Origin of the sequence: Saccharomonospora piscinae (assembly GCF_005862235.1) — a bacterium.
Taxonomy (GTDB): Bacteria; Actinomycetota; Actinomycetes; order Mycobacteriales; family Pseudonocardiaceae; genus Saccharomonospora; species Saccharomonospora piscinae.
Genome location: NZ_VCEK01000003.1, coordinates 1013308 through 1036881 on the forward strand (window position 1 = coordinate 1013308; position 23574 = coordinate 1036881).

Consider the following 23574-nt stretch of genomic DNA (forward strand, 5'->3'; position numbering starts at 1 on the left):
CGTGGTGTGTCCGGCCTCGGCGTGAGTGTTCCGCCGAGGCCGACGACGGTGACCGGCTCGCCCTGGAATTCCGCTCGGGCGATGAGCACAGCCGACGGCTGACCGACTCCGTGGATGGTTCCACGCGGAGGCGAAGCTCTCAGCGTAAGCCCACTCGGCAGCGGTGCAGTGCGTAGGTTCCGAAGTCCTCGCCGAGTCGTCGTTCGGGGCCCCCACGGGCCTCGGAACCCGGATCCCAGGCGACCACCGGATACTCGCCGTCCTCGTTCCGCTGCGAGTTGTCCAGCGAGATGAGGCCGCCCATGCCGTCGTACTCGATGACAAGCAGGTGCGACGGGAAACGCTCGTCCTCGCGAGCCTCGAGTGTTGCCGACACCGTGCCGCGCAGCCGTTCACCGCCTTTCGGAGTGCGGTTGACACCCATGATCTCCACACCGCCGGCCTCGCAACTTCCCAGTTCGGCGATAAAAAGCCGGTAGGACGGTGGGAACGTCGTCGACAGCTCAGCTTCGGCGCGTGTGATGTCCTCCTCGCTCAGCCCTCCGGTGAAGTTGCATTCGTCCGGGTTGCTCTCGATGAGTTCGACCAGTTCCCTGACCGAATCGACGCCACTCATTTCTTAGGACACCATCCGAATCCCTTGGCTCGTTCTTTCCAGTAGTCTTTCTTCCATTCGGCGAACTCATCCCGATCGATGCCGCTCGGGATGCTCGTACCAGCTTTCCAGTGCAACGTATTATATGAGCCGCTGCCCGTGTAGTTGCCCTGAGCCAGGTGCATCGACTGGGTCAACTCGGCGAGCGGACCGTCCTGGCTCTGCAACATGTGGTGGATGTTGAGTGGCTTGTCGTCCGGTCCCATCGGTGCGAGCCCCTGGATCATCCGCTTCAAGTTGGTCCTGCCGTACTTGTCCTCGGGGGAGACGTAGGCGGGGTCGATCAGGTCATCGCGCTGGTACACGCGCTGCCCGTTGTACTCGACCGGCGTCCAGAACTTCGAGGTCCCCAGCTGCAGTGGCGTGAACGCGGCCAGGCCAAGCGGGTCGATCCACAGCAGCGGGTTGTCCACGTACCGGTGTGGGTTCGCCGCAGGCTGCAGCCCCAGCGGATCCGGAGACAGGTACGCGGCGGCATCCGCGTCGTAGTACCGCATTGTGTTGTAATGCAGACCGGTCTCGGCGTCCCGGTAGTGGCCGGGGAACCGCAACGGACAGTCCACCCCGGGATCACCCGTCGCGAACCCGTTCCCCCACAGGGTCGTGACCCGCCGCCACGCGATCCGACCGTCGAGCGTGGCCAGTTCACTCGGCGTCCCGACGAGGTCGGTGACGATCGCGTAGAACCTGCGGTCGACCTCCTCCTGGCTCAGCGCACCCGAGCGCCATGTCCGATGGAGCTGGCTGGCCGCGCGGTAGGTTCCGGGCTCGTAATCCCATGTCACGGCCTGCCGACTGGCGCCGGTGACGACTCGTTGCTCGGCCAGCGCGGCACCGTCCCAGCTGAATTCCACTTCTTCGGCGATACCGCCATCCGGCCCGAGCCTGGTTTTGCCGATTCGCCGACCGACCACGTCATAGCGGTACCGCCACGACGTACCGTCCGGAGTGACCACACCCACGAGCCGGTCCTCCGCGTCCCACGCGTACCGCCATTCCCTCCGTCGGCCCGACAACGTGCGCCGGAAAGCCCGCACCACACGACCCTGTGCGTCGTACTCGTAGCGCAGCCGACCGGCCTGTTTCACGAGCGTCCCCTGCGTTTGGCGAGCGCCCTGTGCGGAATCGTCCGGAGCCGGATAGCTTGCGCCCGTGATGTTCCCGGACCGGTCGTAGGCGTAGGTCTCTCTCCACGTCGACGCACGCACGGCGGTGACCCGCCCCGCCGGATCGAGGTCGAACAGGCGGGTCCCACCGAGCTGGTCGACGACCTTCGCCAGGCGGCCGTCCGGATGGTAGGAGTAGCCGCGAGTCTGATTTCGCCTCGGACCGTGCCGGTCCGGGCCCCAGATCGTCTGCCCGATCAGTTGGTTGGCAGGGTCCCAGGACTGGGTCAGACTGCCGTGTCCGAACGTACGGCTGACTTCTCGCCCGGCGGCATCGTGACGAAACGACAGGACGCCGCCCGTGGTCGCGAGCGTCTCCGGAAGCCCACGCGCATCGTAGGTCCACGTCGAGACCGCACCGGAGGGCGTCACACGGCGAACTCGTTGGCCTGCAAGATCGTAGGTGTGTTCGACTGTCCGGCCGTCGATGGTCTCCGCAGTGATTCGACCGACCGCGTCGTAGGCGTACTCCAGTACGCTGTCCTGGGTGGCGGCACGCACGGGGCGTCCTGCGGCGTCGTAGGCGAAGGTCGTGGTCCGGCCATCGTCGGACACCGTGCGAACGACCCGCCCGACCACGTCTCGCGAATACTCCACGGTCTGACCGGCACCGTTGGTACGCGCCGTGAGCCGGTCCGCCGCGTCGTGGCCGTACCGCAGGGTCCGGTCGTTGAAGTCGGTCTCCGCCACCAGCCGTCCCGCCGCGTCGAACTCGTATCGCCATCGCAGACCGAGCGGGTTGGTCACGGTCGTCAGTCGTAACTCGTGGTCATGGGCGAACTCGTATCTCGCGCCGTCGGGTTCGGTGCGCGACGTCGGTAGACCGAACGGTCCGTAGCTGAACGACGTCGTGAGTCCGACCGGGTTGCGGTACTCGACCAGATTGCCCGAGGCGTCGTAACACCACTCTTCGCGCGCGCCGTCCGCGGACACACGCCACAGTTGCTTCCCCTCCACCGTCCAGCCCTGTCGGGTCACTCCTCGGTGCGGATCGGAGACAGCCGTGATGCGGCCCAAAGCATCCCGCGTGAACCGGACCGTCTCACCGCCGGCGGACGTGACACCAACGACCAGCCCTGCCGAATCCGTCGTGTACCGCTCCACGCGACCGAGTGGGTCGGTGCGCGCGATGCGATGCCCGCGCGAGTCGTAGCTGTAGCGGATCACCCCGCCCATCGGATCGGTGACGGCGAGCAGGTTTCCGCGTTCGTCGTAGGTGCGCTGCCAGGTCCTGCCGTCCGCGGCCACCATGCGGGTCGGACGGCGGTTCTCGTACTCGATCGTCAGGCTCGATCCGTCCGGCTGGTCGACGGTGATCGGGTCGCCGTCGTCGTCGAGTGTGTAGCGGATCGTGTTGCCCATCCCATCGGTGTGCGCCAGCAACCGGTGGTAGCGGTCGTATTCCATGGCGTCCGCGTTCCCAAGCGGATCGACCACTTCGGTCAGGTGGCCGAACCGGTCGTAGTGGTACGTGGTCGTGTGGCCCAGTGCGCTGGTGACGGTGGTGACGCGGTTCTTGGTGTCGTAGCCGAACGTCGACGCCAGTGCGCCGTCTTCACCGGCGGCGTGGAGAACGCGGCCGTTCGCGTCGTAGTCGTAGGAGTACCTGTAGCCATTGCGGTCTGTCCATGCGCTGATCCGTCCAGCGGCGTCGTAGTCGTAGCGGTAGGGGACTCCGCTGGAGTCGGTGATCGCGACCAGTCGTCCGAGATCGTCGTAGTCGTACCGCACGAGGGGGACGCCTTCGGCGGAGCCGTCGAGCAGTCGTAACGCTCCGATGCGCGGACCGGCCGGAGTCGAAACCCCCTCGACGGCCACGAGGTAACCGCTGTCGTGGCGGACCTGCCCAGGAGTAAAAGTGATCCGGTTGCCGTTGCGGTCGGTCAGCGCGGCGAGCGACCACCGGTCGGCCCTCGTCTCGTCCGGTGCGAAGTGACGCACCAGGCCGGACTGCGGGTCCTCGATGCTGTAGATTTCGGCGTTCCTCCGCAGCGGCCAGCGCGCGCCGCCGAAAGGCAGCACCGGTTCGTTCTCCGGATGGGGATATGCCAACGTCTGTGCGTCGTCCCCCAAATACCGGATGCCGTCCCTCGTGAATTCGAGACGCTGGTCGAGCGTTGACGACCAGCCAGGCCCAAACAACGCGCCGTCCGTGTACCCGGAGGCGTAGGCCCTGCGCAGGACCAGTGGCAGGGCACCGGGCAAGTTCACGTCGACGGCGCTGGTGATCATCTGGCCGGACACCACGTCGACGGGGTCGCCGCCCGTGCCGTCGCAACCATCGTTGCCATCGGACTTCTGCCCGCTGTCCGGCTCTACGCCGTCGTCCGGGTCACGCGGCCGCGGTGGAGTTGTCGACGGTGGGGTGCCTGGCGAAGGATTCGTCGTGCCGGACGGGGGCGTGGTGCTCTGGCCGTTGGAGCCGGGCCTGCCTCCTTGCGCCGCCTCGTGAGTGGCGTCCTGGGCCTTGGCGACGCTGGAGCTCGCGTCGATGCTGCCGACCTTCTGCGAGGGCTTGCCGGGACTTGCCCCGTCGCCGTTGTTGGTGGTCCCGCTGCTGGGCTTCTTCGGTCCCACGGATCCCCCTCAACCGTTCAGGAGCTTGCTCAGGTTCGTCAGGCTGTCGATCAGGCTCGTGACGTAGTCGAAGATCCGGCCGGCCCACTTGGCCACCGCCGCGACGATCTGGGCGGCGATCACCGGGATCGTCACCACGAAGATCGCCTCGACCGCCCACACCACCACCCTCGCCACCAGGTCCGCGATCAGATCGCGCACGATCTCCCGGGTCATCTGCACGAGGCCGCCCGCGCCTTCGGTCGCCGAGGCCATGGCGGCGGAGATCGCGGCCAGGCCGCCGATGGCCTCCGCGTTGTTGCCCATCATCGCGTGGTAAGCCTCGGCCGCCCCGCCCTGCCAGCCGGGCAGGTCGCTCTCGAGGCCCGCGCTGAGGTCCTCGGCCATGGTGCCGAGTTGCCCGGCCATGTTGTTCCAGGTCGCGGCGTGCGAGGCGACCACGTCCGGCATGCCGGTCAGCTCGTCGAGGATCTCCCGCAGCGGCTCGAAGTACTCCATGGCCCAGCCGATCCCGTTGGAGAGCAGGGCACTGAAGGGGTCCAGCACGGTCGATGCGACCTCGAGGCCCAGCCCCACCCCGGCCATCGCGCCGGTCACCCAGTCCTCGCTCTGGATCGAGGTGACCAGGCCCTCGATGCTCTCCGCCATCCCGGACCCGGTCCATGGCTTGCGGGACGACTCGACCGGAGCGACCAGGGAATCGTCGCTCATGGCAGCGCGCCGGACGACTGAATCAGCTCCGTGTACTCCCGCTCGCGGCTCTCGTAGACGTCCGCGGCGGCGCGCAACGCCTGGGCGGCGAGCGTCAGGTTCTCCGCGACGAAGTCGATCAGCTCGTCCTGCCGGGCGTGCCTGCCTTCGAGGACCCCGGCGATCCACGCGCAGAGCAGCCCGTACGCCTGATCGTCCTGCTGGATGTGTGCGCTGGCACCTTTCACGGCGTCGAAGCGCGCCTGGATCTGCTCGATCCTGTCGGCATGCGCGCGAAGTTGCTCGGCGTTGACGGCGTAACCCTTGCCCATGGTCACCCCCGCTCCAGGAACGAACGGTCCTCGAAGCCCTCCTCGGCGTCGGATTCCGGGGTGGCGGCAGCGTCCCGGGCAGGCTCGCTGCGCAGGTGGTTACCGACGGACTCCGCGATCGCCCGCGCGGCGGGCGACTCGGTGCCCACCGTGTCGGCGATGATCTCCTGCGACCGGTCGGCCAGCTGGTTCTTCGCCGCCGCGAGGGTCTCCATGATCGTCCGCGACACCACGTCCGGTTTGGTGCTCTCCATGCGGCCGCTCAGCGTGAGGTCGACCAGAGCACCGGTCGAATCGATCGTGACCTCGACGAGCCCGCCGGGGTCGGTCGCCGTGACCCGGACCTCCTGCAACCGGGAGCTCATCGTCTGGGTGTCCGCGGCCAGCTGTTCGATGTGGCCCTTCCACGCGGCCAACCTCTCCCGAGCGCCGTCCGGATCGAGAATGTTCCCGTCCACGCTTCCCCCCAGGGTGTGCAACGGCTGTGCGCTTCCAGAGGGTAGCGATCCGCTGCCCGAAGGAGCGGTACCAGCGATGAAATAGCTCGAATGGCCGCACACCCGGAACCTCCGCACAGTGTCCACGTCCGGGTTCTGGCTGATCCGGCCGTTCCGCTGTCGCGAACGTCGACTACCGCCGAGCCACCCAACGAACTCGCTGACGCGCTCTTCGAAATGCGACGATAAGCGCGCGCAGAATGGCGTCTCCGGAACAACTTTCGGAGGTAGCGGCTTCTTGGCCCGGCCGGGACACTGCGTGTCCAGCACATTCGTCGAGACGACACGCGGCTTTCGGAGGAAATCCCATGGTTTCACGGCGGCAGTTTCTCGGGATGTCGGCCGCGGCGCTCAGCTCCCCGCTGTGGGCCGGATCGCTGACCGCACCGTTCGCGACGGCCGCGCCGGAAAGTCTTCGGTTCCGGCTGGTGAACAACTCCGGGAGAACCGCCTACGCCTACATCACCGGCCAGGCGGACGCGGACGGGCGCGCCATGTTCGTCCGCCCCGACGGCAGCGTGTACTACCCTGCGGCGAGTGGCCCCGTGCCCCAGCCACTCGGGGAGGACCCCGCCGTCCCGGTGAATGGTTCGACCGAGGTCGTGGTTCCCCGCATGTTCGGCGCGCGGGTCTATTTCGTGACCGACGACAAACTCGAATTTCTCGCCGTGCAGGGGGCCGACGGCAGAACCGCGGTCGTGCATCCGAACTTCGTCGCCGACACCGACCCCAACTTCGGCAGAAACTGGACATTCGCCGAGTTCACCCTCAATTCGGTCCAGTTGTACGCCAACATCAGCTACGTCGACTTCGTCGCCGCGCCGGTGGCCCTGCACCTGGCGCACGCTGGCGGAACCCAGGAAGTTCCCGGCCTGCCCGGCGGAGCGATCGACCGCATCGCCTCGTCCTTGCGGGCACAGGGAGGCTCGTGGCCGACCTGCGTCCAGGAGGCGAACGGCAGCGTCGTCCGCGTGCTCAACCCGAACCACCGGGCGGGAGACTTCGCCGGGTACATGAGCGATTACGTCGACCAGGTGTGGCAGAAGTACGCGAGCGAACCGTTGATCGTCGACTCGCAGCGCGGCGACATCGGCATCCTTCAGGGGCGCGTCGAGGGCAGCGACCTGGTGTTCGGCGCGGAACGCTTCGGCAAGCCGACCACGGGCGACATCTGGGGCTGCAACAGCGGACCGTTCGCCAACAACCCGGGCACCGACAGCGAGGAGCGCAAAGCGATCGTTCCCCGGCTCGCCGCTGCCTTCAACCGGACGACGTTGCTGATCAACCCCGAGCAGCCGCACGGTGAGGACCCGGCGACCTTCTACCAGCATCCGGTCACGAACCACTACGCCCGCGTCGTGCACGAGAACCTGCCGGACGGCAAAGGCTACGCGTTCGCCTACGACGACGTCAGCGCGAACGCGAACGAAGACCACAGCGGCAAGGTCAACCACGGCGACCCCGAGCTGCTGACGGTCACGCTCGGCAGCATCCGCTGATCTCGGCGACGGTGCGAGCCGAGTTGATCGGCCGGGAACCGGCCTCTTGTTCCGAATCCTGAAAGCCACACTCTTAGAGCGTGTCTCATTTGGTGAGTTTCTTGTAGCTGGTGAGGGTGGCGGCGAGGGTGAGGAAGGCGTGGAAGTGGCTGGCTTTGCGTTCGTAGCGCAATGTCATGCGCCGGTAGCCGGTCAGCCAGGCGATCGTGCGCTCGATGATCCAACGGTGTTTGCCCAGTTTGTCGGAGGGTTCGATGCCTTTGCGGGCGATGCGGGGGACGATCCCACGGTGCCGGAGCCAGGTGTATAGGGCGGGGATGTCGTAGGCCTTGTCGGCATGCAGTTTGGCGGGTTTGCGGCGGTGTGGTCCTCGGCGGGAGCGGATGGCGGGAATAGCGTTGACCAGGGGTTTGAGTGCCTGACTGTCGTGGGTGTTCGCGGCGGAGACACCGACTGCCAGGGGTAGGCCGGCACGGTCGGACAGGACATGGATCTTCGAGCCGGGCTTGCCGCGATCCACCGGGTTCGGCCCGGTCAACGATCCCCTTTTTTGGCCCTGGCGGAGGCTCCGTCCAGGACCGCGCGGGACCAGTCGATCAACCCTTGGCTGCCCAGCTCGTCCAGCACCGCCTGGTGCAACCGCCGCCACAGCCCGGCCTCGGTCCACTCGGTGAGAGTCCGATGCGCCGTGGGTACCGATACCCCGAACGACGGGGGGAGATGCCGCCACGCGCAGCCACTGGTCAACACGAACACGATCGCGGTGAACACCGCCCGCGGATCCGTCCGCGAACGTCCACCACCCTGCGGACGCACCTTCGCCGACGGGATCAGCGGCTCCACCAGCGCCCACAACTCATCCGGCACCAACCGTCGCGACAACGAGTCGATCACGATCCAAGATCGTTGCACACATCCCAGCAAGATCCAAACGAGACACGCTCTAAGTCGCTGCAGTGCGAGTGGGGATCCCTTCCGCCTTAAGGTGGTCTTGTACCGTTTCGAAAACGGAGTTGGGGAGCGCAAGCGCGAGTAGACGGCGAGCCCGGCTAACGGCGACGTACAACACGCGCAGGTTCTCCGCGATCTCCGGTGGGTGCTCGCCGCTGGTCCAGGCATCGACTGTCGCGGTGGTGCGGTCCTCATCAGGGACGACGACGAGCACCGCGTCGGCTTCTTCTCCCTTGACCTGGTGGATGACCGAAGCCCTGATCTCGCCACCGCCCCCAGCGGACACCGCCGCCACATTTCGCGGGGATTTATCCTTCGCGGCACCCGCCACCAACCTGCCGCCCTGACTCGCGCGCCTTTGGCCAGGGTTGGGTGGGAACTGCTTGAACACCGCGTTGGCTTCCTTGCACCACTCAGCGAAGGTCCCCTGGCTAACCCCGGGCAGTGCGCACCCCGCTCGAGCGGCGAGCCGTCGGAACGCGGCCCGGTCCAAGCCGTTTCTGTCGCAGAGCACGTCGATCGTGGCGCCGTCGGTGCCGCTGTACCAGTACGTGATTAGAGCTCGTTCGAGGATGTCGTAGGCAGTGTCGCGGACTCGCTGCGGATGTGAATCGGACAGCACGGCAGCTGCCCACGCTACGCGCGCGGCGATTGGGCTCGCGGGGGGCTGTGTCGAGCCTGCGCTTCCTTTCGGCAGGCGCCGGCCCGCGTGGGCGAGGATGAGTTGTTGATCAGCGGGAATCTCCAAGTTACGGGACTGGGCGATGAATGTGGTGACGGCGGCGTCGACCTCGACAGCGTTGCTAGCTCGGAGAAGCAGGATGCCATTGCCGTCGCAGTGGTGATCTCCGACGGGGTCGTCGGCTGGCCGCGCGAGCCACTTCGGGCGCAAAGTTGCGGCGGTCTGACAGATCGCAGAGGTGCTGCGCCAGTTGCCGGTCAGTTTGATTTGCTCGGCGAGTGTGGCGCCGAAGGCCCGCACACAATCGGGCTCAGCTCCGCGGAACTCGTAGATGGCCTGGTCGGGGTCTCCGATGAACAACAGTGGGATGGCGGCGTCGCGGACTTCCGCGAGGATCGCCAGGTCAAGGTTCGAGCAGTCTTGCGCTTCGTCGATGATGATCTCGTCGAAGCGGGTGCGCAGCAGAGAAACCACGTCTACGTACCGAGTCCGCAGATAATACCGCGCGAGGACGCGAATCTCGTGGCCGGTGACGTAGCCGTCGTCGCGGGCGTACTCGGTTCGCAGGCGAACTGCCTCGGCTTCGGCCTGCTGGACCAGCCCTTCCGCCTTCAGCCTATTCAGAACGGGGTACACGCGATTGGACTGCTGTATCTGTGCGATACACCGGCCGGTGTTCAAGTCGTGGCGGAACTGGAAGTCACTGAGCCGAATTTTGTGATCGTGTGGCCGCGCAGGGACGGTAACGACGGCGTTGATTCGGTCCCAAGAGTCGATGCGATGTCGCCGCCGATCGGGCTCGATGAAGGGCCGGACCAGATATCGCCACAGGAAGGTGTCGACGGTGCCGACGAAGTGCGGAAATCGCAGCAAGTCGCCCCTGGCCTTCTCAGTACAGCGTTGCTGAATTTCGGCGCACGCGACATTAGTGAACGACACCAGCGCGCGACCTCGGCGCGCACCGTAGATGGGGCGGGTGAGGTGCCGTTCCACGATGACACGGGTCTTGCCGGCGCCGGGACATGCTTGCACATACGCCGGCGCTGAGGTGCGCACAACACGCTGCTGCTGCTCGACGGCGATCGCGCGCCGTTGCTCGATGCTAGTCATTCGAATTCGTCCACTTTGGCGATCCATCGGACCGCGTCCTGTAGGTACTGCGGAACAACGAAATCGCTCGTGGCAGCGCTCTCGGCGACGGCTTGCGCGAAATCGCCCTTCTTAAGGTGGTGATTCTTGAAGCCCGTCATGAACCGCTCGACCTGGAGGGTCGGATCCTCGGTATCGATGATGTGCGCCCATTCCGCAGGGCCAGCCTGCGGGCGCTGCTTCATGTAGGCCTTGCCGATCACGTCGTGGTTGCTCGGCCCGGCCCGCATCAGTTCTGGTTCCAACGTGGGACGGCCGAGGAACACCGCGAACCGGTCACTGGCTCCCAACGCCTCGGCGAGCTCCTCGAGACGCCGTTGGCGGTCGCCAGGGACGCTAGGGTCCTCATCAGTGATCACCGCGACCCGCTCGGCGACACGTCCACCTTTGTGCGCGGTCAGCAGAACGCGGACGTAGGGCTCGAAGTCGACACCGTCGATTGGCACCAGGGTGCTGCCGGCAAATCGTGCCCACGCGGCCCGCGCACGAGCCTGCTCCGGCGCCTCGGGCTGACTGAACAGGGGCGCGGGATCGGGCCGGGACAGGACGCGGCGCGCAAACGTGGGGACCAGGAGCGCTTCAGCAATCCCTTCGACAAGCACGACGCGCGGGCCGAACAGCATGGCGCTGCGGGTCGCGTCCAGGTAGCGCTTGAGCTTGTCGCCCCCGCGTTGAAGATCGAGCTCGGCCAGTGGGATCGCCTTTGTTTCGTACGCGCTGCCGACACCGAGGGCTGCATTGTCGGGCGCGCCGTGGGTGGCCAGGGGCGGCGCGTCCGAGGACTGCTCGGCGGCGGTGAGCGGGTGCCTTTTGAGGACGACCAAGTCGGCGATGTCGGTGGACGCGGCGATAAGCGGCGAGTGGGTGGTGACTACGACCTGGATCCGTCCGGCGTAGTCGCCGGGTGCGGGTTGTCGCGCGGCGCCTGTAGCCGCATCCCGCAAGTACTCCACCAGCAAAGTCTGCAGCTGGGGGTGCAAATGTGCCTCAGGCTCCTCCACCAGGAAGATTGTCAGGTCGTGGTCACGGGCCGCGCGGAGCTCGACGAGCACGGTCGCGATGAACAGCAGGTTGGCGTAGCCGAGTCCCGACTCGACGATGTCGCGAGGATCGAGTCCCCGGTCGTTCATTCGCAGCCGCAACGCCCGCGCGATCGACAGCAGGTCCGGGTCGGCTAGGGCGACCTCGGCATCTTGCTGGCTGGCACCTGCTGTCACGTCGGCCAGCGGGGCGCGGACGGCGCTGTGGACCTGATCGAGGATCTTGTGCTGGCGGATTTCGTCGAACTTCTGCTTCACATCCTCGACGAACTCGTCCTCGTCTAGACCCTCCTCGGCGAGGAGATACCGCAGGATGATGCGCAGCCGTTGCCCGGATCCTGAGCTCAGCTCCCGCTGCGCGTCGCGCAGCGGGGGGAGGTAAACGTGCCGCAACCGTTCCCGCGCTTCGGGTTCGGGGTCGCGGTCGCTGCTGGCGTCTTGTCCGGCGACCCAGGTGATTCGCCCGCGGATGTGCGCACCAGTCGGGGCAGTGAAGCTGAGCCGATAGCGCACCGTCGACATGTCCGCGAGCGCGCCTTGGCCATAGGTACCGAGCTGATCCGGATCGGTGATCTCGTATTCGGCGGTCAAGGTGGCCGCTGCGACATCGGATGCGCGGGAGATGTCGTTCATATCCCAGTACCGATCGCGCCGCCCGTCGAGGGGATCGGTGAGCAACCGGATGGCGTCGAGCAGGTTGGATTTGCCGCCGTTGTTCTCCCCGATGACCACAGTCAGATGTTCACGGAGTTGAACCGTCACAGAAAGTAGTGAACGGAAGCTCGCAGCGCCGACCGACTTGAGCCACACAGTGTCCCCTCTACACACGAACCAATGCCACCCGCCGTGCTCGCGGTAGCGAGGAGATGTGGGTGATCGTCTACCTGTGCGTCGCAATTTCGGCGACCCGCGTTACCAACCAATACCGACGAGCCGCTGCGCTAACCGCGCCTCAACGACGCCATCGGGCGCCACTTTTGCACCTTGCAGTCCTGCTCCGCGCAGTCGTGCTCGTTGGTGGTCTTGTGCTTCTCGATGTAGGGCTTACCGTCGCACTGGATGCGGCATCGGCGTATCTCCGTGTGGACACTCTCCAGAGTGCGGGCGTCGATCTTTTGACCTTCAAATCGCCCAAAACTGGCTTAAACGTGCGCTCGATGTAGCTCGCGTACGTCTTGTGTGTGCTGTACTCGATAGCGGTCACCCGTAGCCAATAGTCCAGCGTGTGGCCGAGCGTCACTGTGGACGATGCCGAGCGCTGGTTGATAACCTGCGTGCGGAACTCCGACAGGTTGTCCTCGGCGGTGCGGTAAGCGGCCTTGTCGGTGCCCTTGACGCTCGTTGACAGGTAGGTGTCCTTGCCGGTGACGGGTCACGGCCCGAGAATAGGCGGACCTGCAGCGATCCTCCGCGCTGCCGAATGGAGCCACGCGAGCGCGTGGCGTTAGCTCTTGACCATGACCGAGAGTGTACTCATGGACACCGTCATGAACGAGCTAACGCTGCTGATCTCGTATAAAGTTGTTGTGGCAGGTCAGAGCCAGTGCCCCCGGTGCGACTCGAACGCACACTGGACGGATTTTGAGTCCGCTGCCTCTGCCGATTGGGCTACGGGGGCGTGATCCGCATAGTACTCGGGGTGGTTGGTCTCTCCGGGATCGGGGGCCGGTCCGGCGTTTGCCTCGTCGCAACACCGGCGTGCGGCGCTTGTCACAGAGGTACGTGATGATCACTGCACGTGGTGAACGCCATCCCGACGTCTCCGCTGTTTGCCGGTAGCCTCGGGACCGCGGGTTACCGCACGTACCCAGCCCCGTCGACCGTCCAGGAGGAGCCCGGTGACCGAAGAGGCTACCGAGGCCAATGATGCCGCCCCCGCTCCGCAGCGTCGCGTACTCGTCGCGGAGGATGAAGCACTGATCCGGCTCGACCTCGTCGAGATGCTTCGCGAGGAAGGCTACGAGGTGGTCGGCGAAGCGGGTGACGGGGAAGAGGCCATCACCCTCGCCGGCGAACTCAAGCCCGACCTGGTGATCCTCGACGTGAAGATGCCGAAGCTCGACGGGATCGAGGCCGCCGCGAAGATCACTGGTGATCGGATCGCCCCCGTTGTGATCCTCACGGCGTTCAGCCAGCGCGACCTGGTCGAGCGGGCTCGGGAGGCCGGGACGATGGCGTATCTCGTGAAGCCCTTCGCCAAGCGCGACCTCGTGCCCGCCATCGAGCTTGCCGTCAGCCGGTTCGCCGAGTTGCAGGCCCTCGAAGCCGAGGTAGCCGGACTGACCGAGCGCCTGGAAACCCGCAAGCTCATCGACCGCGCCAAGGGCCTGCTGATGACCAACCAGGGCCTCAGCGAGCCCGACGCCTTCCGCTGGATCCAGCGCACCGCCATGGACCGGCGGACCACCATGAAGGCGGTCGCGGAAGCAGTCGTGGAGAGTATCGGCGCCTGAGACGGTCAGCGGCGTCCTTCGGCCTTGAAGGAGGCGGTCCTCGCGGCTTTGGCCACCTTCTTGTCCGGGTGGTGGCGGCCGAAGAGACGCAGCGTGTCCGCACCTCCTGGGTGGTCGAGGCGCCACATCGCGTCGAACACCTCCACATCGTCGGGTGTCACGGTTTCCTCGAGCAGTTCGCCGATTTCGGGCGGCGGGTGGTCGATATCCGTGTCGCAGAAGACATCGGCGATCAGCAAGGCCATGTCGGCGTCGGACAGTGCGAACTCCGGCGATACAGCGTGATCTGCACCCAGTGCCTGCTTGGCGTACGGGCGCAGGGTCGGATCGTCGAGCAGTTCGCGCCACACGTCGTCCACCTCGGAGCCGAGGTCGGCCAGCAGCACCGTGGCCGTCGCACGCTCCGCGGGCGTACCGGTGGCGGCCACTTCCGCGAGCTCTCGCGCGGCCTGGTGTGCCGAGCGGGCCGCGCGCCAGGGGTGCCATTCCTGCTCCGCCTGCGCGTCGGTGCCCAGCACCGTGACCGCCACCAGTTCGCGCGCCGTCACCGCTGCGGGATCCGGCAGCAGCCCCACCTCGACATCCTCGCTGATCTCCTTCCAGAGGACGTACGAGCCCAGGGGAGTCAGCGTGATGCGGGACTCGCCCGGGAGCACCGCGCCCAAGCGCTCCAGCCGGTCGGCGAACACGGCACCGGGCTCACCGTGCCGCTCGACCCACGCGGACCACGCGGCGCCGAAGACCTCGGGCTCCGTGTCCAGTTCCACCGACTCCTGCACCAGTTCGTTCCACCCGTCCAGGGTGATGCCGTCCTCGCGCGCCGAGAACAGCGGCAGGACGCTCGTGCCCGCGCCGTGAAAGACCAGGTCCGGCTCACCGTCGTACTCGGCGTCGATCGCCAGGCTCCACGCGGACAGCGCGGCGAAGCCCTGCGACCACACCGAGAGCACCGCCTCGTCGTCGCCGTCCCGCCACTCGCGGAGGCCCTCGCCTTCCGACGCCTCGGTCTCGCCGATGTCGATGAAGTTCAGGTCCTCGGCCAGTTCCCACAGTTGCCGCAGCTCCCGCGGCGCTGTGGTGTCGTCGGGCAGGTGGCCCGCGGCCGTGAGTTGCCGGACTACCTCCGTCTCGGCGTCCGCGTGCGGCAGCCCGGTGTCGGTGTCGACGGGCCGGGAATCGCCGACCCAGGCCGCCAGCGCGTTCGCTGCCGTGAGTAACCGGCTCTCCCGCGCCGCGGTGGCGAGCTCGGAGAGCGGGGGAAGCCGGATCGGCGCGAGCCGGTCGGTGCCGAGCAGGTCGCGGTAGTCGAGGTCGTCGGCCTCGTGCTCGGGGTCGGCCGTGGTGGGGTGGTCGCGGGTCATGCCGGTGAGGCTAACGGCCATCCAGGACGACACCAGGGGCGCCGGGTGAGCGAACGGAGCCGCTCGTGACGCAAGGCTGGTGAGCGAGCCGCGTCGCGGCACAACATCACTCGGCCGGGTGGTGCACCGACGGTTCCGTTCGTCCGCCCGTGGTGAGTCTCAGGCCGTGCGGTCGCGCACGACGCACGTGAGCCGGGCGGTGCAGGTGCGCTTGCCCGCCTCGTCGGTGATCTCGATGGCGGAGGTGACGGTGCCACGCCCGACGTGGACGGGAGTGGCGACACCGGTGACCAGGCCCGCGATCGCGGGCCGGTGGTGGGTGCAGGACAGCTCCAGCCCCAGGGCCATGCGGTCGGGACCCGCGTTGAGTGCGGCGAGCGTGGAGCCGAGCGCCTCGGCGAGTACCGCGTTCGCGCCACCGTGAAGTAACCCGAAGGGCTGAAGATTTCCCTTGACCGGCATGGTCGCGCTGACCCGCTCCGGCGTCAGGTCGACGAAGGTGAGGCCGAGTTTGTCGTTGAGCTGTTGTTCGGCGATCTCCGGCGTCGCCCCGGCGAGCAGGGCACGGACCAGCTCTTCGGACGGGTTCTCGGTCACCGCGTGATTCCTTCCTCGGGGCTCTTCGGGCCTGGGGCCGACGCGCAGCGAGCCTGTCGGGCCTCCACCCTAGACTCACGGACGTGAGCCCCAACCAGAACACTCTCGTAGCGAACGACACACCCCGGCTGCTGCTCATCGACGGTCACTCGATGGCGTACCGGGCCTTCTTCGCGGTGCCCGCCGACCGGTTCAGGACCTCGACGGGGCAGGTCACCAACGCGGTGTTCGGATTCACCTCGATGCTGATCAACCTGCTGCGGGACGAGACGCCCACCCACGTCGCCGTGGCGTTCGACGTGTCGCGCAAGACCTTCCGTTCGGAGACCTTCGCCGACTACAAGGCGAACCGGCTCACGACCCCGGACGACTTCAAGGGGCAGGTCGAGCTGATCAAGGAGATCCTGGACGCGCTCGCGATTCCGGTGCTGGCCAAGGAGGGCTACGAGGCCGACGACGTCATCGCCACGCTGACCACACAGGCGGGCGGCGACTACGACGTGCTCGTCTGTACTGGTGATCGCGACGCGCTGCAGCTGGTCAACGACTCGGTGACGGTCCTCTACCCGCGCAAGGGCGTGTCGGATCTGGTGCGCTTCGATCCGGGTGGCGTGCAGGAGAAGTACGGGCTCTCACCCGTGCAGTACCCCGACTTCGCCGCCCTGCGGGGCGATCCGTCCGACAACCTGCCCGGCATCCCGGGCGTCGGCGAGAAGACGGCGGCGAAGTGGGTCAGGCAGTTCGGGTCGCTCGACGACTTGATCGACCGCGTCGACGAGGTGAAGGGCAAGGTCGGTGACGCGCTGCGGTCGCACCTGGACTCCGTGATGCTGAACCGCCGTCTCACCGAGCTGGTGCGGGACGTGCCGCTGGAGACCGGGCCCGCCGAGCTCGCCGTGCGCCCGTGGGACCGCGACGCCGTGCACCGCTTGTTCGACGAGCTGGAGTTCCGCGTCCTGCGCGACCGGCTGTTCGCGTCGCTGTCGAGCGCGGAGCCGGAGGCCGACGCCGGGTTCGAGGCCGCGGGAGAGGCGCTGCGACCGGGTGCGGTCGCGGACTGGCTGTCCCGGCACGCGGGCAGTGGCACCACGGTGGGACTGGCCTTCCGCACCACAGGAGCCTCGGTGACGTCCGACGTGCTGTCGGTCTCGCTCGCCGCGCCCGACGGAGAGGGGGCCTTCCTCGACGTCACCTCGCTGACGGAGGACGACGAGCGGGCGTTGTCGCGGTGGCTCGCCGACGACGCCGTGCGCAAGGTCGGGCACTCGCTCAAGACTCCGCTGCACGGGCTGCGTGCCCGTGGCTGGCGGCTCGCCGGGCTCGCGATGGACACGGAACTGGCCGCCTACCTGGTCCGGCCGGGGCAGCGGTCCTTCGAACTCGACGATCTCGTGCTGCGGTATCTGCGCCGCGAGCTGCGCTCGGAGAGCGGCAAGGACGACGGGCAGCTGTCACTGCTCGACTCTGACGGCGACGGCGACGACCAGCTCGTGCACGAGGAGCTGGTGCGCGCGCGGGCGATCCAGGAGCTGTCGGCCGCGCTGGCCGACGAACTCGACGCCACCGGGGGCAGCGCGTTGCTCGCCGACATCGAGCTGCCGCTGCTGTCGGTCATCGCGGAGCTGGAGGGCGCGGGCATCGCGGTGGACGCGGACGCACTGACCACGCTCGAGGCCCACTACGCGAGCCGGGTGAAGCAGGCGACCGAGCAGGCGTACTCCGTCATCGGCAAGCAGATCAACCTCGGCTCGCCCAAGCAGTTGCAGGTCGTGCTGTTCGACGAGCTGGGGATGCCGAAGACCAAGCGCACCAAGACCGGCTACACCACCGATGCGGACGCCCTGCAGACACTGTTCGAGAAGACCGAGCACCCGTTCCTGCAACACCTGCTCGAACACCGCGACGCGACCCGGTTGCGCACCACGGTCGAGGGCCTGATCAAGGCGATCGCCGACGACGGGCGCATTCACACCACGCTGCACCAGACCATCGCGGCGACGGGGCGCCTGTCGTCTGTGGACCCCAACCTGCAGAACATCCCGATCCGCACCGACGAGGGGCGCCGCATCCGGGACGCGTTCGTGGTCGGTGAGGGTTACGCCGAGCTCATGACCGCCGACTACAGCCAGATCGAGATGCGCATCATGGCGCACCTGTCGCAGGACGAGGCGCTCATCGACTCGTTCCAGTCGGGATTCGACTTCCACGCCGCCACGGCGGCGCGGGTGTTCGGCGTCGATCCCACCGAGGTCACCGGCGAGCAGCGAGCCAAGATCAAGGCGATGAACTATGGCCTCGCCTATGGACTGTCCGCCTACGGCCTGTCGCAGCAGCTGCGGATCTCCACCGAGGAGGCGCGCGGCCTGATGGACGAGTACTTCCTCCGGTTCGGCGGGGTGCGCGACTACCTGCACGGGGTGGTGGACCGGGCGGCCAAGGACGGGTACACGCAGACGATCTTCGGGCGGCGGCGCTACCTGCCCGACCTCACCAGCGACAATCGGCAGCGCCGCGAGATGGCGGAGCGCATGGCGCTCAACGCGCCCATCCAGGGCAGTGCCGCGGACATCATCAAGGTGGCCATGCTGCGGGTGCATCGGGCGCTGACGGCGTCCGCGCTGCGCAGCCGGGTTCTGCTTCAGGTACACGACGAACTTGTGCTCGAGGTCGCGAGCGGTGAGCGGGACGATCTCGACACACTGGTGCGCCGGGAGATGGGCGCGGCGTACGCGCTGGCGGTGCCGTTGGAGGTGTCGGTGGGGGTCGGCCGGTCCTGGAACGAAGCCGCGCACTGACGTCGCGCGGGTCGACCGGATGGGTTCGAAAATCGCCCGTTCGGGTATGTCCCCGGTATGGCTCCAACTGCGCTCATCCTCGCCGGTGCGGGAATGCTCAGCGATCTCGCACGGACCCTGGTGATCGAAGGCTGGCGTGTGGTGCTGCCGTCCCGGCGGTACTCACCGGTCCCGGTCGACGGCGATCCCGAGCCCGAAGGCCGGGCGGTGTGGGTCGAGGCGCACTGGGACGAGCCGCGTGAGCTCGCGCGGCGGGTCGAGGCCACCCTGCGAGGCGACCGGGCCGACCTTCTGGTGACCTGGCTGCACGACGCCTACCGGCAGGACGTGGTGGCGGCGGTGGAACCGTTGCTCTCCGCGAGCGCGCCGGTCGTGGAACTGCGGTCGCGCAGCGCGGACGGGGTTCCGGAGCAGGCCGACGCGGGTGCGCTGGCCGGGCGGCCGACCCAGTACGTCCTGCTCGGTGATGTCTCCGCGGTGGGGGACCGCCCCCTGGGGCACGGCGAGATCGCGGCCGGGGTCCGTGCCGCCGTCGCGCGGGCGCGGGCGGGTTCGCCATCGTCGCGCCACGAGATCGGACGCCGCCGACGGTCCACGATCCCGCGTCCTCGGGTGCATGGCGTGGCGGGATCGTGGCTGAAGCTGGCACCTCGCGTGGGCTGACGGCGCCGTGTCGCTGTCGCCGCCCGGTGCCGTCAGCGCAGCGCGGAGGCGGGACGGCACTGCCACACGGTCCAAAGCGGTCGGTAGCCCTGCCGGTGCCAGAACACCGAGGCCACCGGGTTCAGCGAGCCGTACCAGACGGCGGTGCGGGTGTGCCCGGAGCCGGCCAGCAGGTCGTGGGCCGTGCCGGTGAGTGCGCTGCCCACGCCGGTGCCCTGGGACTCGGGCTCCACCGAGACGCGGTGGATCAGTCCCCATCCACTCTCGGGCAGCCAGGGCCGCGGTGAGGTGGTCGCCTCGAACTCGACCAGCCCGATCACCGTGTCGCGGCTCGTGCCCTCCGCCACCCACGTCTCGGTGCGCGCGCACCGGTCCGCCGAGTGGGGCACGGCCACGGCGAAGTGCTCCGAGCGGGCCGTCGGACGTGCCGCCAGCCGTCGCAGGGCGGCCGTGTCCGCCGGGCTCGCTCGCCGGACCGGTACGGCGGGTCGCCGCGGCCCCTGCGGCTCCCGCTCCGCGTCGCCAAGCCGCACGCCGAGCGCGAGCACCGGCAGCAGTCCGTGGCCGAGCAGTGGCAGCACACACCGCGCGTCGCGACTCGGCCAGCGCAGGGAACACACTGACCCGTCCGGTACCGGTGCGCGGTCCAGTTCGGCACGCCACGCGCGCAGGAGCGCCTCCATTCCCGCGGCGCCGTGGTCGCCGACGAACGGCCTGAGTTCCCGCACCTCGATACCGTCCACCGTCCGGGCGTCGAGTACGCCGGTGACCCGGCCACCGCCCGCCACGGTGGCGACGAGCGTGTGTCCCCGGCCGGGTTCGGGCGGTGGCTCGGGTGGAGGGAGCAGCGGGTCGAGCCTGGCCCAGCGCTGGGCCTGCTCGGCCACCAGATCGGCCGGTTCGTCCATGCCTTCCACCGTTCGTGCTCGTCAGCGCGCGGCCGTCGCGGGCCGGGCCTCCCAGAAGGTCCAGAGTGGACGGTATCCCTGCCGGTGCCAGAACACCGACGACAACGCGTTGTGCGGACTGTAGAACACCGAGGTGCCGCGTGCCCGCCCGTCGACGGCGGCGGTGTGGACGGCCGCCGCGAGCGCCCTGCCCACGCCCCGGCCGCGGTGGCCGGGTCTCACCGACATGGTCTCGACGTGCAGCCACGCACCGTCCGGAAGCCGGGGACGGGGCGCGGGCGGACGGCACAGTGCCATGCCGACGGCGAGCCCGTCGGCCTCGGCGAGCCAGACCGGCTCCCCTTCGGCCAGCACACGGCGCACCTCGCGGGCCAGCAGACCCTCGGCGCCCTCCCGTGCGATGGCGGCACCGACCGCGAGGGCGTACTCGCGTTCGGCCAGCCACAGTGCGGTCAGTTCCGGTGCGGCGGCGACGCCCGACACCGGTCGCACCCGTACCGGAGCGTCGTCGTGCGCGTCGTCAGCCCTGCGTGCCTCGCGCACCGCGAGCACCGCGTAGGGCGCGAAGCCGTGGGCCACCAGCGCCGTGGCGGCGGCCAGGTCGCGGCTGGGCCAGGTCACACCGCACGCCGAGTCCGTCCCGGGCCGTTCGCGCCGGACCCGCTCGCGCAGCGCGGCGAGCAACGCCGCCATACCGTCGGCGCCCGGGTCGGGCGAGACCGGCGCGAGTTCCCACACCACACTCGGCTGCCACAGCGCCGCCCACCCGTCGTGGCGGGCCCGGTACAGCACCGCCGACACCGGACCCCGGTCCGGCACGTCGGCGGTGACCCGCTCTCCCGCGCCGGCCGCCACGGTGCCGGGCAACAGCGGATCCCACCACCGCACGTCACGGACTCCGGGTGCAGCAGAAGATCGCAGTGCCGGGGAACAGCCTGCCCCGCAGCGGGCTCCACTGGCCCCAGACCCGGGTGTGCCCCGACGGCCACTCCGGTTCGATCAGGTCGTCGAGCCGCAGTCCCGCCGCCCGCAAAGCGCGAACGTAGTCGCCCAGCGTGCGGTGGTACTCGACGTAGGTCGCCGCGCCGTCCGCGTCGACCTCCGCGTACGGGGTGCGGTCGAAGTACGGCTGCGTCACCGTGAGCCCGGCGGGACCGGGGTCGTCGGGAAAGATCCAGCGCATCGGGTGGGTCACCGCGAACACCCAGCGGCCTCCCGGCCGGAGCACACGGGCCACCTCGCGGAACAGCGTCTCGACGGAGGCGACGAACGGAACGGCCCCGAACGCGGAGCACGCGACGTCGTACGCCCCGCTCGCGAAGGGCAGGTGCTCGGCGTCGGCCTGGACCAGTGCGGGTGCGAGTCCGGTGCGGCGGTTGCCCTCCCTTGCGTGGCGCAGCATCCCGGCCGAGAGGTCGCACGCCACGGCCCGCGCCCCGCGCCCGGTGAGCCAGCGCGCGCAGGACGCCGCGCCGCAGCCCACCTCCAGCACGTCGGCGCCGGAGACGTCGCCGAGCAGTCGTGCGTCGGCCTCGGAAAGCCCCTCGGGACACCACACGAACTCGGCGTCACCGAGGAACGCGCCGTGCTCGTCGTGGTAGTCGTCGGCGTCGGCGTCCCACCAGGCGAGGTTGGCCGCAGTGGCCTCGGCGGCGGTCACGGGACGGTGGGCGACACCCGTGGTGCCGAGGACCTGCTCGGCGCGGGCGTGCCGGTCGGGATCTGTTACGTCGGCCACGGCGTCATTGTCCGCGCGAAGCGGCGCGGACGGTGCTCGGACCCTGATTGTGCGGAGATGATGTGGCCGCGTAGGATGACACTCAGCGCAGTGGGTTCGCGCTGCCTTCGACCCAGCGAGCTGGTGCTGGGGTCTCGGGGTCGCGCACCGTCCGGTGATGCTCGCGGCCGTCTCGCTCGACCGCGTGTGCACTGGTCATCACCGTCCCGCCGCGTCATGCGTACGACTAGAGCAACTGCACATCCCCACGACACCAAGCCGCACCGGAGCAACCCACCTAATGACCATCGACACCACCGCCGCCCCGAACACCGCGCAGGCCAAGCAGGTCGCCGTGAACGACATCGGGACGGAGGAAGACTTCCTCGCTGCTATCGACAAGACAATCAAATACTTCAACGATGGCGACATCGTCGAAGGCACCATCGTCAAGGTCGATCGCGACGAAGTGCTGCTCGACATCGGTTACAAGACCGAGGGTGTCATCCCGTCCCGCGAACTGTCCATCAAGCACGACGTCGACCCGGCCGAGGTCGTCGCCGTCGGTGACGCGGTGGAGGCCCTTGTCCTGCAGAAGGAGGACAAGGAAGGGCGTCTGATCCTTTCCAAGAAGCGCGCGCAGTACGAGCGCGCCTGGGGCACCATCGAGGAGCTCAAGGAGAAGGACGAGCCGGTCAGCGGCACGGTCATCGAGGTCGTCAAGGGCGGCCTCATCCTCGACATCGGCCTGCGCGGCTTCCTGCCCGCGTCGCTGGTGGAGATGCGCCGGGTGCGCGACCTCCAGCCCTACGTCGGCCGCGAGCTCGAAGCCAAGATCATCGAGCTGGACAAGAACCGCAACAACGTGGTCCTGTCGCGTCGCGCCTACCTGGAGCAGACCCAGTCCGAGGTCCGCAGCGAGTTCCTCAACGCGCTGGCCAAGGGCCAGGTGCGCAAGGGTGTCGTCTCCTCCATCGTCAACTTCGGTGCCTTCGTCGACCTCGGCGGTGTCGACGGCCTGGTGCACGTGTCCGAGCTGTCCTGGAAGCACATCGACCACCCGAGCGAGGTCGTCGAGGTCGGCCAGGAGGTCACGGTCGAGGTGCTCAGCGTCGAGATGGACCGCGAGCGCGTGTCCCTCTCGCTGAAGGCCACCCAGGAAGACCCGTGGCGGCAGTTCGCCCGCACCCACGCCATCGGCCAGATCGTGCCGGGCAAGGTCACCAAGCTGGTGCCGTTCGGCGCGTTCGTCCGCGTCGAGGAGGGCATCGAGGGCCTGGTGCACATCTCGGAGCTGGCCGAGCGCCACGTCGAGATCCCGGAGCAGGTCGTCCAGGTCGGCGGCGAGGTCATGGTCAAGGTCATCGACATCGACCTGGAGCGTCGCCGCATCTCGCTGTCGCTGAAGCAGGCCAACGAGGGCTTCACCTCCGACGCCGAGTTCGACCCGACGCAGTACGGCATGGCGGCGGAGTACGACAACGAGGGCAACTACATCTACCCCGAGGGCTTCGACCCCGACACGCAGGAGTGGCAGGAAGGCTACGACACTCAGCGTGAGGAGTGGGAGCGTCAGTACGCCGAGGCGCACGCCCGCTACGAGAAGCACATGCGTCAGGTGACGGAGGCCCAGCAGGCCAACGCCGCCGCGGTCGCCGACGACGCCGTGGGCGGCGGTGCCCCGGAGACGAGCTACGGCTCGGCCCCGGCCGAGCAGGAGCGCTCGGGCGGCACGCTCGCCAGCGACGAGCAGCTCGCCGCGCTGCGCGAGAAGCTGTCGGGCGGCGCGTGAGCATCGCCTGAGACGTCAGTGACGTGGCCCCGGTCCCGCGAGGACCGGGG

Annotated in this window: 18 protein-coding genes and 1 tRNA gene; 5 read left to right on the forward strand and 14 right to left on the reverse strand. The window is 68.2% G+C overall.

The window, feature by feature from the left end; translation table 11 throughout:
- Window positions 1–139 precede the first annotated feature (139 nt).
- Genes FFT09_RS15940 through FFT09_RS15960 form a run of 5 tightly spaced genes read right to left on the reverse strand, consistent with a single transcriptional unit; the run spans window position 140 to window position 5878 of the window.
- Window positions 140–616, reverse strand: coding sequence for an SMI1/KNR4 family protein (locus FFT09_RS15940; RefSeq protein ID WP_138383139.1), 477 nt, complete (start codon window positions 614–616; stop codon window positions 140–142).
- The gene (locus FFT09_RS15945; protein WP_138383140.1) at window positions 613–4398 is read right to left on the reverse strand and encodes a DUF6531 domain-containing protein; all 3786 of its coding nucleotides are present in this window, start codon (window positions 4396–4398) and stop codon (window positions 613–615) included. The genes FFT09_RS15940 and FFT09_RS15945 overlap by 4 nt, the downstream gene beginning before the upstream one ends.
- Before the next feature lie 9 nt (window positions 4399–4407).
- On the reverse strand, window positions 4408–5109 hold the full coding sequence (locus FFT09_RS15950) for a WXG100 family type VII secretion target (protein ID WP_138383141.1): 702 nt from the start codon (window positions 5107–5109) through the stop codon (window positions 4408–4410).
- A complete protein-coding gene (locus FFT09_RS15955; protein WP_138383240.1) occupies window positions 5106–5420 on the reverse strand; it encodes a type VII secretion target in 315 nt (104 codons plus the stop codon). Before FFT09_RS15955 ends, FFT09_RS15950 begins: the two co-directional genes overlap by 4 nt.
- A 2-nt stretch (window positions 5421–5422) precedes the next feature.
- Window positions 5423–5878, reverse strand: coding sequence for a YbaB/EbfC family nucleoid-associated protein (locus FFT09_RS15960; protein ID WP_138383142.1), 456 nt, complete (start codon window positions 5876–5878; stop codon window positions 5423–5425).
- A gap of 347 nt (window positions 5879–6225) precedes the next feature.
- Here FFT09_RS15960 and FFT09_RS15965 point away from each other — a divergent pair, with 347 nt between their 5' ends.
- A complete protein-coding gene (locus tag FFT09_RS15965) occupies window positions 6226–7416 on the forward strand; it encodes a glycoside hydrolase family 64 protein (RefSeq protein ID WP_081191117.1) in 1191 nt (396 codons plus the stop codon).
- Between the two features lie 85 nt (window positions 7417–7501).
- On the opposite strand, the gene FFT09_RS15970 is transcribed toward FFT09_RS15965, so the two are convergent.
- The 4 genes from FFT09_RS15970 to FFT09_RS15985 all read right to left on the reverse strand — a co-directional run bounded on the left by FFT09_RS15970 (window position 7502) and on the right by FFT09_RS15985 (window position 12856).
- Window positions 7502–8298 (reverse strand): IS5 family transposase gene (locus tag FFT09_RS15970; RefSeq protein WP_167305393.1). Its coding sequence is split into 2 segments (ribosomal slippage): window positions 7502–7962 and window positions 7962–8298, totalling 798 coding nucleotides; the frame shifts between segments, so codons are not numbered across the junction.
- Window positions 8299–8359: 61 nt separating this feature from the next.
- Window positions 8360–10159 carry a UvrD-helicase domain-containing protein gene (locus FFT09_RS15975; RefSeq protein ID WP_167305386.1) on the reverse strand — a complete coding sequence of 600 codons (1800 nt, stop codon included), beginning with the start codon at window positions 10157–10159 and terminating at the stop codon, window positions 8360–8362.
- A complete protein-coding gene (locus tag FFT09_RS15980; RefSeq protein ID WP_425273060.1) occupies window positions 10156–12066 on the reverse strand; it encodes an ATP-dependent nuclease in 1911 nt (636 codons plus the stop codon). Before FFT09_RS15980 ends, FFT09_RS15975 begins: the two co-directional genes overlap by 4 nt.
- Window positions 12067–12782: 716 nt before the next feature.
- Window positions 12783–12856: transfer RNA gene (locus tag FFT09_RS15985), tRNA-Leu, on the reverse strand.
- Window positions 12857–13076: 220 nt separating this feature from the next.
- Between FFT09_RS15985 and FFT09_RS15990 the strand changes: the two genes are divergently transcribed.
- Window positions 13077–13691, forward strand: a complete 615-nt coding sequence (locus FFT09_RS15990) for an ANTAR domain-containing response regulator (protein ID WP_024877885.1) — start codon at window positions 13077–13079, stop codon at window positions 13689–13691.
- A gap of 5 nt (window positions 13692–13696) precedes the next feature.
- Here the strand turns inward: FFT09_RS15990 and FFT09_RS15995 are convergent, their stop codons facing one another.
- Window positions 13697–15052: a hypothetical protein gene (locus FFT09_RS15995; RefSeq protein ID WP_138383146.1), complete on the reverse strand. Its 1356-nt coding sequence runs from the start codon at window positions 15050–15052 to the stop codon at window positions 13697–13699.
- A 159-nt stretch (window positions 15053–15211) separates the two neighbouring features.
- On the reverse strand, window positions 15212–15649 hold the full coding sequence (locus tag FFT09_RS16000; protein ID WP_081191092.1) for a hotdog fold thioesterase: 438 nt from the start codon (window positions 15647–15649) through the stop codon (window positions 15212–15214).
- 83 nt (window positions 15650–15732) lie between these two features.
- Between FFT09_RS16000 and polA the strand changes: the two genes are divergently transcribed.
- Together polA and FFT09_RS16010 are read left to right on the forward strand one after the other, a co-directional pair.
- Window positions 15733–18444 carry a DNA polymerase I gene (gene polA / locus FFT09_RS16005; protein WP_138383147.1) on the forward strand — a complete coding sequence of 904 codons (2712 nt, stop codon included), beginning with the start codon at window positions 15733–15735 and terminating at the stop codon, window positions 18442–18444.
- A 57-nt stretch (window positions 18445–18501) separates the two neighbouring features.
- Window positions 18502–19107: a hypothetical protein gene (locus FFT09_RS16010; protein ID WP_208544429.1), complete on the forward strand. Its 606-nt coding sequence runs from the start codon at window positions 18502–18504 to the stop codon at window positions 19105–19107.
- Window positions 19108–19139: 32 nt separating this feature from the next.
- Here the strand turns inward: FFT09_RS16010 and FFT09_RS16015 are convergent, their stop codons facing one another.
- From FFT09_RS16015 to FFT09_RS16025, 3 genes are read right to left on the reverse strand one after another with little or no spacing between them, the layout of a single operon-like run.
- Window positions 19140–20015, reverse strand: a complete 876-nt coding sequence (locus FFT09_RS16015; protein ID WP_138383148.1) for a GNAT family N-acetyltransferase — start codon at window positions 20013–20015, stop codon at window positions 19140–19142.
- Between the two features lie 21 nt (window positions 20016–20036).
- Window positions 20037–20903: a GNAT family N-acetyltransferase gene (locus tag FFT09_RS16020; RefSeq protein WP_138383149.1), complete on the reverse strand. Its 867-nt coding sequence runs from the start codon at window positions 20901–20903 to the stop codon at window positions 20037–20039.
- Between the two features lies 1 nt (window position 20904).
- The gene (locus tag FFT09_RS16025; protein ID WP_081191087.1) at window positions 20905–21753 is read right to left on the reverse strand and encodes a class I SAM-dependent methyltransferase; all 849 of its coding nucleotides are present in this window, start codon (window positions 21751–21753) and stop codon (window positions 20905–20907) included.
- A gap of 280 nt (window positions 21754–22033) precedes the next feature.
- Here FFT09_RS16025 and rpsA point away from each other — a divergent pair, with 280 nt between their 5' ends.
- Complete coding sequence (rpsA, locus tag FFT09_RS16030) at window positions 22034–23524, forward strand: 30S ribosomal protein S1 (RefSeq protein ID WP_081191086.1); 1491 nt, start codon at window positions 22034–22036, stop codon at window positions 23522–23524.
- The last annotated feature ends 50 nt before the right edge of the window (window positions 23525–23574 follow it).

Excerpts from the sequence above, each read along its gene's own strand:
- FFT09_RS15955 (WP_138383240.1), bottom strand. The coding sequence starts at position 5,420 with ATGGGCAAGGGTTACGCCGTCAACGCCGAGCAACTTCGCGCGCATGCC.
- FFT09_RS15950 (WP_138383141.1), bottom strand. The coding sequence starts at position 5,109 with ATGAGCGACGATTCCCTGGTCGCTCCGGTCGAGTCGTCCCGCAAGCCA.
- FFT09_RS15995 (WP_138383146.1), bottom strand. The coding sequence starts at position 15,052 with ATGACCCGCGACCACCCCACCACGGCCGACCCCGAGCACGAGGCCGAC.
- FFT09_RS16010 (WP_208544429.1), top strand. The coding sequence starts at position 18,502 with ATGGCTCCAACTGCGCTCATCCTCGCCGGTGCGGGAATGCTCAGCGAT.
- FFT09_RS16015 (WP_138383148.1), bottom strand. The coding sequence starts at position 20,015 with ATGGACGAACCGGCCGATCTGGTGGCCGAGCAGGCCCAGCGCTGGGCC.
- FFT09_RS15940 (WP_138383139.1), bottom strand. The coding sequence starts at position 616 with ATGAGTGGCGTCGATTCGGTCAGGGAACTGGTCGAACTCATCGAGAGC.
- rpsA (WP_081191086.1), top strand. The coding sequence starts at position 22,034 with ATGACCATCGACACCACCGCCGCCCCGAACACCGCGCAGGCCAAGCAG.
- FFT09_RS15965 (WP_081191117.1), top strand. The coding sequence starts at position 6,226 with ATGGTTTCACGGCGGCAGTTTCTCGGGATGTCGGCCGCGGCGCTCAGC.
- FFT09_RS15975 (WP_167305386.1), bottom strand. The coding sequence starts at position 10,159 with ATGACTAGCATCGAGCAACGGCGCGCGATCGCCGTCGAGCAGCAGCAG.